This is a genomic window from Hyunsoonleella sp. 2307UL5-6, from assembly GCF_047345485.1.
GTDB lineage: Bacteria > Bacteroidota > Bacteroidia > Flavobacteriales > Flavobacteriaceae > Jejuia.
On the sequence record NZ_JBLFEN010000001.1, the window covers coordinates 413,186 to 425,772 of the forward strand.

The following is a 12,587-nucleotide window of genomic DNA, read 5'->3' on the forward strand; positions in this document are numbered from 1 at the left end:
GTACAGCATTAACATCACCACTGAACGGAAGTACAGATGTTTCCATTGCATCGGATTTAACTTGGACGGCCCTAACCAATGCAGATGGTTATTTTGTAACCGTAGGCACAACATCAGGAGGCAGTGATATTTTAGATAATGAAAATGTCACAGGAACAACATTTGATTTACCAACGGACTTACCTGAAAACACAGAAATATTCGTTACAATAATTCCATATAATGGCGTAGGTAATGCCACAGGATGTGCAGAAGAAAGTTTTACTACAGAAACCTTAGCGATAGCCTTAGCGCCTGATAATACTAAGTACGGCTTTTCACCAGACGGAGACGGTGTTAATGAATATTGGGAAATTGATACAATAGAAAATTATCCAGATAACACTGTAACTATCTATAACCGCTGGGGAGATATAGTGTTTACAATTAAAGGTTATAATAATTCTACTAATGTTTTTAGAGGTGAAGCAAATAAAAAAACAAAAATGGGAGCTGGCACCTTACCGTCTGGAACTTACTTTTTTGATATTCAGATAAACGGAAATCATAATTTAAAGAAAACGAAAGGCTTCGTTGTATTAAAGCGCTAATCCTATGACATTAAAATACCTACACAAAACTAGTGCATTACTCATACTATTTATTTGCTTTTTAACTTGCAACGTGGTGTATAGTCAACAATCTGCATTATTTCCAGAATATAATTATAACCCTTTAATTATAAATCCGGCATATGCGGGACTTTTATCAACAACAGAGGTTACATTATCCAACACGGGGTTTAGTAATTTTGAAGGTGCACCAAGAAACCTTAATCTAAGTTTTCATACCCCATTACAAGATGGCAAAATGGGGCTTGGAGCTGCCATTATTAGAGATCAAATAGGCGTAACAAATTCTACAAACGCTTTTTTAGCGTATTCTTATAAAATATTTTTTGATTTTAAAAGTGATCGTCCGTATTGGCAAGATTATCAAGCAGGGTCTTTATCTTTTGCTATAACAGCAGGAGTTCAGCAGTTTCAAGATAATCTATTAAACCTTGGCATTACTGATGATGTTAGATTTAGCGAAAATGTTAACGCCTCTATTCCTAATATAGGCGCAGGTATATTATTTAATCATGCTAGATTTTATGCGGGTATATCTGCACCAAATCTTATTGGCTTAAAATTAGCGTCAGAAGATAACGTTAATATAGAATTTCCAATATATGGATATTTAGGGTATCGCTTTTTTAGCAATCGCTTTGAAGATATTATGGTAAAACCAAGTATATTATTGAGACATGAAAAAGGTGCGCCACTTCTAGCAGATTTAAATGTTTCTATTAGTTATAGAAATAAGTTTGAGTTAGGTGCTGGTTATAGATCAACATCATCTGTAAACCTATTAGCAGGTGTTTATTTAGCAGATACTTTTAGAATTATTTATCATTATAATATGGAAACAAATAATTCTCCACTAGGTAATACACATGGTATAATACTTAGTTTTAGATTTAATAACGGGTACCAAGCGAATTAATAAGTATTTTAGTAATATCTTTGTTTTGGCATATAATAACTTCATTTATGGTAATATGACAACTAAAGATTATATCTTTTATGCACTTGTTTTTTTAAATGTCGCATTCGTAGTTTTTGTATTTGTAAGCCGATATTTAACGAGACATAATCAACACCACCACGAGGATGTAGATGATACAGACAATGACACATAAAACCTCCTGAAATTTGAAAATTAATGACTGTATTTCACGTGTAATATCATTTCGCAATAGGCGCAGCCATACAATGGTCTGGTATTCCAAAGCCATCAATTAAAGCTCCAATATGCGGTCTTAATTCAGTAGATAATCGTTCTACACGATTACGAATCGCTTTAGATTTTGAACCGCTGATATACCCTTGCTCTAAAAACCAAGACGCATCTTTTCGTAGTTCGTTTAGCGCAAATAGAGTTCCTAATTTTTCAAATAATGCCTTATTTTTTTCGTCTTTAATGTTAGCTGTAAAGTCTACAAAAGTTGTGTAGGCTAACTCTATACTATAGGCTTTTCCTAAAGCCAATAAGTGAGTTTGCACCTTTAAAAAGGCTTGATAAGATGGTATGCCTTTTTTTACATAATCACGAATACGCATGGCGATAGTGTAGGTAAGGCGCCTTGTACGATAATCAAAAGCATCTTTATGAAATTTAGAACTGTATAAATGGTCTTTATCTACATTATTAGTATACACAGGATTAAACGTGCTTAATGTATCGCCAAGTCTAGAGCTTAATAATTTAAGAACAGCCGAAAATCCTGCGCTATTAAATTCCGATTTAAAATCGGATAAAACACCCTTGGCTGCTAATTGTAATAACACGTGATTATCACCTTCAAAAGTTGTAAAAATATCCACATCACTTTTAAGATCTGCAATTTGATTTTCTAATAAATAGCCTTTACCGCCGCAAGCCTCTCTACATTCCTGTATAGTGTCATTGGCAAACCATGTGACGATAGATTTAAGTCCTGCTGCCTGTGTTTCTATTTTTCGTTTGTCTGTTATAGTTTTATCACTGTACACCTTCATCATGTGCGTAAGTGTCACGTCATACACATAGCAACTCGCAATTGCAGGTGTTAGGCGCAATTGGTGAGATGGATAATCCATTAACAAATCTTCCTGTATCTTAATGCTATCATTAAATTGTCGTCGTTTTAATGCATGTTTTACAGCAATGGCTAGAGCTTTTTTAGCGCCACCAAGTCCAGCACGTGCCACACATATTCTACCGCCAACTAAAGTCCCTAACATGGTAAAAAAACGTTTACTCGGGTTTTCTATATCAGAATGATAGGTGCCTTCAGGTGTAATATCACCATATTTATTCAATAAATTGGCTCTTGGTACACGCACTTGGTTAAACCAAATTTTACCATTATCTACGCCGTTAAGTCCCAATTTATAACCATTATCTTCAATAGTAACTCCAGGCGTAAGCTTATGATTTGCATCACGAATAGTGACTAATATGGCATGAACACCATGGTTTTTGCCATCTACAATAAGTTGCGCAAACACCGAAGCCTTGGTGGAATGTAAGGCATTCCCAATATACTCTTTATTGTCATTTTTCCCTGGCGTATGAATAATAATACTGTCGGTTTCAGCATCATAAGTTGCAGTGGTTTTTATACCTCTCACATTAGAGCCATGTCCTGTTTCTGTCATCGCAAAACAGCCTAAAAGTTTAGCCTTACCAGTGTCAGATAAATAGGCATCATGATGAATTTTAGTGCCTAATTTTTGAATACTACCGCCAAAAAGTCCAAACTGCACGCCAAATTTTATCGCCATACTACCATCCACATACATCATATTTTCAAAAACAGCTGCATATGCAGGCATATCATCAATACCACCATAAGCTTCTGAAAACGCCATTGCACCATAACCTTTTTCACCTAAAAATTCAACTTGTTTTAAAACATGTGCCCTAAACTCTTCTTTATCTCTTTTAATATCCCATTTAAAAATAGGGTGACGCAACACCTCTCTAAACGTATCAACCACCACAGCATGCTCACCTTTTAAAAGAGTGTCTAATTCCGTAGCATTATAAAAATCAGAGGTAGTTTCCTTAACAATCTCAATGTCAAATAAATGGTTGTAATGGTTGGGTTGAATCCCTAAATTAATTTCAATATCCTTTAAGTATGGGTTAAACGGACAGTCTTCAAAATGATGACAAATCATTTTTTGACTAAATGTTGCTAGGGGATAGGTATCACTTTCTATTAACTTTATTTTTGAATTAGAAATAACATTTTTCCAATGCTTAAGTTCCTCATAAGCTGGAGGTGTATTTCTATCTAAGAATTTTATAAGATAATTGTAATCTTGCTTTGTAAGTGTATCGTCCTGTTTTATAGCCTTTTTAACTACCGAAATTTCAGAATATGATAATAAATCATCAGACCACATCACATAAAAAAACGGGATATATTGTAAAACACCCGAAGTATATTTTTCTTTTTCCATGACATGAATTTACGATAAAATTTATAATAATTGAAATTACACTATTTGTATCAAAATACTAAATAATACATCCTTAAAAGTTGTGTGCTAATTTTAAGCATAAAAAAGGTTATCTGAACGGATAACCTTTTTTATAAGTAGCTCATTAAATTATTTCAAACTTTCTAACAATTTCTCAGCTACTAACTCTGATGATGCAGGGTTTTGTCCTGTAATTAAATTTCCATCTTTTATAGCGTAAGCAGCCCAATCTTCTTTTTTAGAATAGAGGCCTTCATTATTTTTCAGCATATCTTCAACTAAAAATGGCACTACATCTGTTAGCCCAACAGCTGCTTCTTCACTATTTGTAAATCCTGTTACTTTTTTACCTTTTACTAAAGGAGTACCATCTGTATTTTTTACATTTTTTAATGCTGCTGGTGCGTGACATACAAATCCTATTGGCTTATCTTGAGCATTAAATGTTTCAATCAAAGTTATAGAAATAGCATCGGTTGCTAAATCCCATAATGGTCCGTGGCCTCCAGGATAAAATACAGCATCAAAATCATCTGGATTCATAGCTGATAGTACCTGTGTGTTTGCAATTCTACTTTTAGCTTCTTCGTCTTTATCAAAACGTTTTGTAGCTTCAGTTGCTGCGTCTGGTGTATCACTACTCGGGTCAATTGGTGCAGCTCCTCCTTTTGGGGTTGCAATTGTAATATCTGCACCTTTATCTATTAATGTGTAATATGGGTTAGCAAACTCTTCTACCCAAAACCCTGTTTTTTTTCCTGTATCTCCCAATTTGTCGTGAGATGTTAATACAAATAATATCTTCATTTTTTATTCTTTTTTAAATTCATTTTTTTACTTCTGAAACCTTTTCAAAAAGATGTTTCCTATTTTGTATTTATAAAGCTTGTAGCTACAGTAATGATAGTAGTATTGTTTTTATAATTACTTTTAATAGGCCATTTTAACAATTTTCTCAACCTTTTCTGGTGCTAACGATTGGTGTTCTCCTAAACCTAACCAACCACGGTTTGTAAAACGTTTAGCAATTTCTTCTGCTGTCCCTTCATAATCGTCAGTATAATCAGATAATTTTGTATCTATATCTAAAGATTTAAAAAAAACAGTTGTTTTTTTAATAGCTGCATAAGCTTTATCATCTATATTGCCTTCTGTAATACCCCAAACACGCTCGCCATATTGCGCTAGTTTTTCTTTTTTGTCCTCAAAATTATAGTTGTAATGACTTTCGGTGATAATGGCCAATGTTCTAGCATGATCTATACCATACAGCGCCGTTAATTCGTGTCCCATGGCATGAATAGCCCAATCTGTTGGCACTCCTTTTTGAATTAATCCGTTTAATGCCATGGTGCAACTCCACATAAAATTCGAAGCTGCTTTATAATCAAATTTCTCTTTTAATATGGTTGGTGCAATTTCAATTAAAGTTTGTAAGATACTTTCAGCAAAACGATCTTGTAATTTAGCGTCAATAGGATACGTCATGTATTGTTCTAGAACATGTGTAAAAGCATCGGCTAAACCATTTGCCAATTGCCGTTGCGGAATAGATTTTATCACTGTAGGGTCTAGAATAGAAAACTGCGGAAACAAACCAGGCCCGCCCATAGCAAACTTTTCTTTTCGCTCTGCTCTTGTTATTACAGCTCCAGAGTTCATTTCAGAGCCTGTTGCTGGTAATGTTAGTACTGTGCCAAAAGGCATTCCTTTTTCTGTTCTAATATTATCCTTTAAAATAGTCCAAGGTTCATGACCTTCATACAATGCTGCTGCAGCTAAAAATTTGGTACCATCTATTACAGAACCACCACCAACAGCTAACAAATAGCTAACATTTTCAGTTTTAATTATTTTTAAAGCTTTCATTAATGTATCGTAGTCAGGATTGGCAGGTATACCTCCAAACTCTGTTACATCAACATTGGTTAAAGCTGTTTTTACTTGATTGTAAATACCGTTTTTTTTAATACTGCCGCCTCCATAAAGTAATAATACTTTAGCATCAGCAGGAATTTCGTTTTTTAGTTGTGCTATGGTATCCTTTCCAAAAATAATTTTAGTCGGATTTTTAAATTCAAAATTGTTCATCTTCTTCTTCGTTTTTAATTTAATTTTTATAAAATTTATGCAATAACTGTAACCAAATCTGTAGTGCTTTTTCTAACCTTAACAAGGTCTACTAACCAATCATTACCAGCATCTCTATACCCAATTGGCAGCATTACTGCACTGCGTAAACCTTTGGCTCTTAAACCTAATATGTCGTCTAACTTATTTGGATCAAAACCTTCTAAAGGTGTAGCATCTATACCCTCAAAAGCTGCAGCTGTAATAGCTTGCGCAAACGCAATATAAGCTTGTTTTGCAGCATGATTAAAGTTGACTTCTGCATCTTTTTGCGGGTATGTACTCAATAACTGTTGGCGGTAATTTTCCCAACCTTCATTTTTAAAACTTCTAATCTCGTTTGTTAAGTCAAACATATAGTTAATCCTATCTGCGGTATACGTATCCCAAGCTGCAAAAACGAGTAAGTGAGAGCAATCTGTAATCACTGACTGATTCCAAGCTATTGGTCTAATTTTTTCTTTAACTTCTTTATTTTTAATCACAAATATCTCAAAAGGTTGTAAACCACTTGATGTGGGTGCTAAACGAGCAGCTTCTATAATACGATCAATTTTTTCTTCTGCTACCTCTTCACCATTCATTGCTTTTGCTGCATAGCGCCAGTTTAATTTATCTAGTAATTCCATATTTTTCTAATTATTTTTAATGTTTGTTATTTCATTTGATGTTATAATTGTTTTTGTTGAATTTGAATTCGCTAATACAATCATAGTTTGTGCAATAGCATCAGCTTCTGTAATACTATATTTTTTCAATTTTCCAAAGAATAAAGGTTGAATACATTTAATTACAGCCAGCCCAATGTTTTCTCCAATACGATTTTCCTGTCTATCACCGCCAATTATAGAAGGCTGTAATATATGTGTCTTTTCTATTTTTTCAGAAAGTACAGCAGCTTCCATTTCACCTTTAATTTTAGTGTAAAATATACTGCTATTTGCATTCGCACCTAATGCCGATACTACCAAAAATGTTGATATACCGTTTGCTTTAGCAAGTTTTGCAGCAGTTACGGGAATACCAAAATCTATTTTTTTATATTGTGTTTTGTCTGGTGTTTTTTTTGCAGTTGTACCAATACAGCAATAAACTTCATCTGCAGTAAAATCTTTCTTAAAGTGCTCCAATTCTAAAAGATCACCTATAAACTGCTTAACTCTGTTAGGAAGTCCATCAATTTTTGTTCTGGAAAAAAGTTTAATTGTAGCGTAACGCTCGTCTTTTAACAATTGCTTTAAAACAAGAGAGCCTGTTAATCCTGTTGCGCCTAAAATAAGTGCTGTTTTTTTCATAATTATATTTTAATACTGTCCCAAGCAGTTACAAATGCCGCGTCAATATGTACACCTGTCAATTCAAATTCGTTTTGCTTTTGTGCCATCATTAAAAATGATAAAGGATTAATGGAATAGGCATATAAAATATAATCAGAGATTGGCTTAATCACACCTTCCTGTTTACCACGCTCCCAAAGGTCGAGTAGGGGCTGTAGGTGTTTAATACCCTCTTTCCTGCTAGGTTCATCAATTATTGGTGTGTTATTACACTGGTTTAAAAAAAAGGCATATTCGCTTTCATTACTATTAAAAACAGCAATACGTTTCCAAATTAATTCAAAACCCTTTATAACAGATGTATTTGTGGTATAGGTTTCAAAAACAAAATCTGTGTATTTAGATTTTACTTCCAAATAGGTTTGGTTTACCAAGTCTTGTTTATTTTCAAAATACAAATAAATTGTGGCAGGCGAAACATTTGCCATTTTAGCAATTTTACTCATAGGCGTAGCATGAAATCCATTATTGTTTACTAATGTTATGGTTGCTTTTACAAGTGCGTTACGCTTATCTATACTTTTTTGAAGTTTAGCCATATTATAATCTTTATGGTACAAAAGTATAAATAAAAATGAATGTTCATTCTTTTTTTAGAAAACTTTAGTATTTAAAGCCTAAAAACGTTACACTTAAAACCAAAAACGGAGAGTTGGGTTCAAAAAATATTATAATTTTAAAAAAAATTAATTTATAATAATGCGATACGAACTTATCATATTACTAACCCTTTGTTATAATTTAAATACTATGAGCCAGAATAAACAAATAGAAGTGCAGTGCGATCCAATAACTGGCCTTTGTAAAATTCCTGATTTTGAAATTAATGATACAGCAATAGTATGGAATAACGATGAGGAACTATTTTATATAGGTGATCCCATGTGCAGTTGGTGTTGGGGAATATCTCCACAAATAAATGCTTTACAACGTTACGCAACTAAAGAGCATATAAAATTTAATTTAATTATGGGCGGATTAAGACCTGGTGGTGGTCAAGAATGGGATGAATCTTTTAAGCAGTATCTTAAACATCATTGGCAACAAGTCAGTAAAAGAAGTGGTCAGCCTTTTAGTTTTTCCTTATTTGAAAAAGACGCTTTTAACTATGATACTGAGCCTGCCTGTAGAGCCGTAGTAACCGCTAGAACATTAGCGCCAGAAAAAACTTTAACATTTTATGAACTTATACAATACTATTTTTATGCAACATCTAAAGACCCTAAACAATTAGAGTTTTACAAACCTATTTGCGAAACGCTAGATATTGATTTTAAGGTATTTAGTGATAACTTTAATTCTAAATCCATAAAAGCTGCTACCAAAGCAGATTTCATTAAAAGCAGAGATTTGGGGATTCAAGGGTTTCCCTCAGTAGTATTTAGGCAAAAAGATAAATTATATGTAATAGCTAGAGGTTATACGGAATTTGATGCACTCAAAACATCGATTTTAAAATTGAAACGTAAAAACGACTAATATCTCAAGCAGTTTTACACATCTCATATTGTTTTACATCACAACAACAATTACTCTCGCTTGTTTTTAAGTTCATTTTTTAATCATAAAAAGAACACAAAAAATAACAATGTATTTGAAATTGACTAATTTCGCTCCATAATTTTCAAAGCTTTATTTACCTAAATCTACAGTTTTAAATGTCAAAATATATTCATGCTAACATAGCCATAAAGTGGTGTATGGTTTTAGTCATTAGCTTGTCATCCATAATAACAGAGGCACAAACTATTGATAAAGTCAAGAAGTTTTTCACCTTTTACCCAAATAAAAAAGCGGCAGAACGCGATTCTACAATTTACAAACAAAAGTTTATTGCAGCACCTGTGTTTACCTATTCCCCAGAAACTAATTTTGCCTTTGGCACTGGTGCAAAATATCTTTTTAAATTTAATGGTAGTGGTGACGAAACAAGAGTCTCTAACATGCCCATGACTTTGCAGTACACACTTAATAGCCAGTTTTTTCTTTTCTCAGGATTTGAAGTTTTTACAAATCAGGAAAAATGGGTTATTGAAGGTAATTTGTTATTTCAAAATTACCCACGATTGTATTATGGTATAGGTAGCCAAACACCAAGTAGGGCAGAAGAGCAGTACGATTACTATCAGTTTCTTGTAGAACCTATATTTCTAAAGCGAATGTTCTTAAAATACCTGTTTGTTGGAGCAGGATTTAGATACAATAAAATTTATAATACCGAATTCGAAGCTAACGGTCTTATCGCTCAAAACCAACCCAATGGATTTAATGGTTCTATATCAGTAGGAGCAGAGGTTGCCATGCTTTATGATAGTAGAAGTAATATTTTAAACGCGCAGGACGGCTGGTATTTTGAATTTACACACGGTAAGTACGATAAGGTTTTGGGCGGTACAGATATATTTAATTTAACACGTTTTGATTTAAGAGGATTTTTTGATATTTCTAAACAAAACAAAGATGTTTTAGCCTTTCAATTTCTTGGTCAATTTTCACGTGGTGATTTACCATTTTCAGAATTTTCATTTTTTGGTGGTAGCGAAATTATGCGTGGCTATCAAGAAGGACGCTTTGTAGATCGCGATTTGCTTGCAACTCAAATTGAATACCGAAAGAATTTTAAGAACTCCAGATGGGGTTTGGTTGGGTTTGCTGGTACAGGCGATGTATATCGTAATGTGAGTGATTTCCAAATTAAAAATCTGAAACCAAATTTTGGAGCTGGTGCGCGATTCTCAATAGATAAAACTGAAAACCTAAATCTCCGTTTCGATATTGGTTTTGGAGAATCTGGTAACAGTGGTTTTTATTTTGGCATTGCTGAAGCGTTTTAGCTGTGGTGTGATTTTATTAATTTTATGATTTAAGTATAATTTTTATTTAACTATTCTGTATTACAACTTGTCTTCGAAGGTTATTAAGGATAACCTGAGCTTTGGTTACATTCTAACGATAAAGGTCTAGGTAAACCTTTTAAAGTAGGAGCGAGGTAGAGCGTTAGTAAGAAACTTTAATATAACCGTTGTGCATTTTGAAAAAATCATGTCAATTCGAGTAAATTTCACGAGTGAAATGTGTATATAGAATAAGAATTTTTAATATGAATTGGTGCTCCATACGATTTTTATCAAAAAAATTACTCGAACTGACATTACACTGTTTATTTCAACTCAAAATGCACAACGGGTTTACTATTTATGTTTTTACCCATTTGATAAATTATTTATTTTAAACTCAAAGCGTAGATTTTTAATCAATAATCCAATTACCTGTGTAATGAATAGCATTGTATAGCGACTACTGTTTTTTTGTATTACTCATAAAATAAATGTCATGAAAAATGTTCTTAAATATTGTTTTGTTTTAATCTTTGCATTGGTTAGTTGTAGTGATGAATCTGAAAATCAACAACAGGCAAATTCAGTACCCCAGCCAAGAAATTGTGAATCAACAAGTCTTTTAGTAGGTCAATCTCGTGAGCTTAGTGTGAGTAATACCTATGGGATTAGTGGTTCAGTCACAATTGTATCGGATTGTGAAATTGAAATTACAAATTTCTTTTACGATGGATCAGGTCCAAATGTTAGTGTATATGCAGGTATAGATGGTGATTTTAGGGGCGGTGTCAATATGAGCGAGCCAATTAACGGAACAAGGTTTCAAGGAGAAACTTTAAATCTATTCTTACCCGAAGGCTCCAGCTTTAACGAATTCAATGGTATCAGTATTTGGTGTTTTGAGTTTGATATAAGTTTCAGTTCTGCATCTTTTTAAAGTGTTTTTCTTTCTTAAAATGATAGTTAAATATTGAAGTGTACTGTAATTTCCAAAATGTACGAATATGGCATTGAAACATTTGGATTAAAACAGGCGCAAGCATATGTATTAGGAATATACGATATCTTTCAAGTTTAATCCGATAATAGTAACCTTGGACGCGATGCCTCAGAATTTGTATTTTCATTAAAACGGTTTTCTTATAAATCTCATACTGTTTTTTTATTTAGCTACAGCTATTGATATTTTTATTGTTCGCATATTGAATCAAAGTATGGATTATGAAAACAATTTATAGCTATAAATTTTTCTCTGCACAATTACAATAAAACTCATGTTTTTAATGTTACAAAGACAATTTATATAATGTCTGATTATAATTTCAAAATGAATTATAATGTTCTGCGTTATCTAACTTTGCTTTGGTAAAAAGCTTTACCATTACTAATCTTCTTTATTTTTTTCTTTCTAAAAGTTTCTTTGGCAACTGTAATGGAATACGCTTTGCCCGAAGCGACGATCGGAGCGAAGTGGCAATGTGTATGGAATGGGAATAGTCGTTAAATGTATGAAATTGACTTCTATAATTTTGTAATATACAATTAAATACATTATATTGCACCAATAGTATGATTATTTAAACATTCAGTTATGTCGACAATTCGAAAAACGATTACATTTACAGCAAAACAAGATCAGTGGATAAAATCTCAAATTAAGGCAGGAGAATTCACAAATGATAGTGAATATCTTCGTGATTTAGTAAGACGTGACCAAGCTAAAAAAGCAAAGTTCTCAGCACTTAAAGCAGCTATAACTGAAGGTATGGAAAGTGGTGTTAGTGATAAATCCGTTCCAGATATTATGAAGGAAGTCGAAGAACGCATGCGAGCAGATGGGCGTTTATAAATTATCAAGAAAAGCCGAAATTGATCTTGCCAAAATGTATGAATATGGCATTGAAACTTTTGGATTAAAACAAGCCAAGGCATATTTATCAGGAATGCATACACTTTTTCAAGTACTAGTTGATAATGCTACACTTGGTCGTGATGCATCTGAATTTATGCTATCTCTAAAAAGATTTTCGTATAAATCTCATACTATTTTTTATTTAGTCACGGATATAGATATTCTAATTGTTCGTGTATTGAACCAAAGTATGGATTATGAAAAGAATTTATAACCATATATTTTTCTTTTCATGATTACAATAAAACTTACATTTTTATGTAACTTGAGCTTCGGTTAAAAGCGAAAGTTGCTACTACAGTTTCTTCTACAATGT

General features: G+C 33.0%; 13 protein-coding genes. 7 read left to right on the forward strand and 6 right to left on the reverse strand.

What is annotated here, in order from left to right:
- A partial coding sequence (locus ACKGJY_RS01810) for a gliding motility-associated C-terminal domain-containing protein (protein WP_413972132.1) occupies positions 1–590 on the forward strand: 590 nt, incomplete at its 5' end.
- A 4-nt stretch (positions 591–594) separates the two neighbouring features.
- Entirely contained in the window at positions 595–1,527 is a 933-nt protein-coding gene (locus ACKGJY_RS01815; protein WP_413972133.1) for a PorP/SprF family type IX secretion system membrane protein, read from the forward strand.
- A 242-nt stretch (positions 1,528–1,769) separates the two neighbouring features.
- On the opposite strand, the gene ACKGJY_RS01820 is transcribed toward ACKGJY_RS01815, so the two are convergent.
- The 6 genes from ACKGJY_RS01820 to ACKGJY_RS01845 form a co-directional block, all read right to left on the reverse strand.
- Positions 1,770–4,034, reverse strand: coding sequence for an acyl-CoA dehydrogenase (locus ACKGJY_RS01820; RefSeq protein ID WP_413972134.1), 2,265 nt, complete (start codon positions 4,032–4,034; stop codon positions 1,770–1,772).
- 150 nt (positions 4,035–4,184) lie between these two features.
- The gene (locus ACKGJY_RS01825; RefSeq protein ID WP_413972135.1) at positions 4,185–4,862 is read right to left on the reverse strand and encodes a type 1 glutamine amidotransferase domain-containing protein; all 678 of its coding nucleotides are present in this window, start codon (positions 4,860–4,862) and stop codon (positions 4,185–4,187) included.
- A 123-nt stretch (positions 4,863–4,985) separates the two neighbouring features.
- On the reverse strand, positions 4,986–6,146 hold the full coding sequence (locus tag ACKGJY_RS01830) for an iron-containing alcohol dehydrogenase (protein ID WP_413972136.1): 1,161 nt from the start codon (positions 6,144–6,146) through the stop codon (positions 4,986–4,988).
- 35 nt (positions 6,147–6,181) lie between these two features.
- Positions 6,182–6,814 carry a nitroreductase family protein gene (locus ACKGJY_RS01835; protein ID WP_413972137.1) on the reverse strand — a complete coding sequence of 211 codons (633 nt, stop codon included), beginning with the start codon at positions 6,812–6,814 and terminating at the stop codon, positions 6,182–6,184.
- A 6-nt stretch (positions 6,815–6,820) separates the two neighbouring features.
- Positions 6,821–7,480 (reverse strand): NAD(P)H-binding protein, encoded by a 660-nt coding sequence (locus ACKGJY_RS01840; protein WP_413972138.1) that lies wholly within the window; start codon positions 7,478–7,480, stop codon positions 6,821–6,823.
- A 2-nt stretch (positions 7,481–7,482) separates the two neighbouring features.
- Positions 7,483–8,061, reverse strand: a complete 579-nt coding sequence (locus ACKGJY_RS01845) for a TetR/AcrR family transcriptional regulator (RefSeq protein ID WP_413972139.1) — start codon at positions 8,059–8,061, stop codon at positions 7,483–7,485.
- Between the two features lie 211 nt (positions 8,062–8,272).
- Here ACKGJY_RS01845 and ACKGJY_RS01850 point away from each other — a divergent pair, with 211 nt between their 5' ends.
- The 5 genes from ACKGJY_RS01850 (at position 8,273) to ACKGJY_RS01870 (ending at position 12,485) form a co-directional block, all read left to right on the forward strand.
- Entirely contained in the window at positions 8,273–9,001 is a 729-nt protein-coding gene (locus ACKGJY_RS01850; RefSeq protein WP_413972140.1) for a DsbA family protein, read from the forward strand.
- Between the two features lie 179 nt (positions 9,002–9,180).
- Positions 9,181–10,356: a BamA/TamA family outer membrane protein gene (locus ACKGJY_RS01855; RefSeq protein ID WP_413972141.1), complete on the forward strand. Its 1,176-nt coding sequence runs from the start codon at positions 9,181–9,183 to the stop codon at positions 10,354–10,356.
- Positions 10,357–10,855: 499 nt separating this feature from the next.
- Entirely contained in the window at positions 10,856–11,296 is a 441-nt protein-coding gene (locus tag ACKGJY_RS01860) for a DM13 domain-containing protein (protein ID WP_413972142.1), read from the forward strand.
- Positions 11,297–11,950: 654 nt separating this feature from the next.
- Positions 11,951–12,208 (forward strand): type II toxin-antitoxin system ParD family antitoxin, encoded by a 258-nt coding sequence (locus ACKGJY_RS01865; protein ID WP_413972143.1) that lies wholly within the window; start codon positions 11,951–11,953, stop codon positions 12,206–12,208.
- Positions 12,195–12,485: a type II toxin-antitoxin system RelE/ParE family toxin gene (locus ACKGJY_RS01870; protein ID WP_413972144.1), complete on the forward strand. Its 291-nt coding sequence runs from the start codon at positions 12,195–12,197 to the stop codon at positions 12,483–12,485. The genes ACKGJY_RS01865 and ACKGJY_RS01870 overlap by 14 nt, the downstream gene beginning before the upstream one ends.
- Positions 12,486–12,587: the final 102 nt, after the last annotated feature.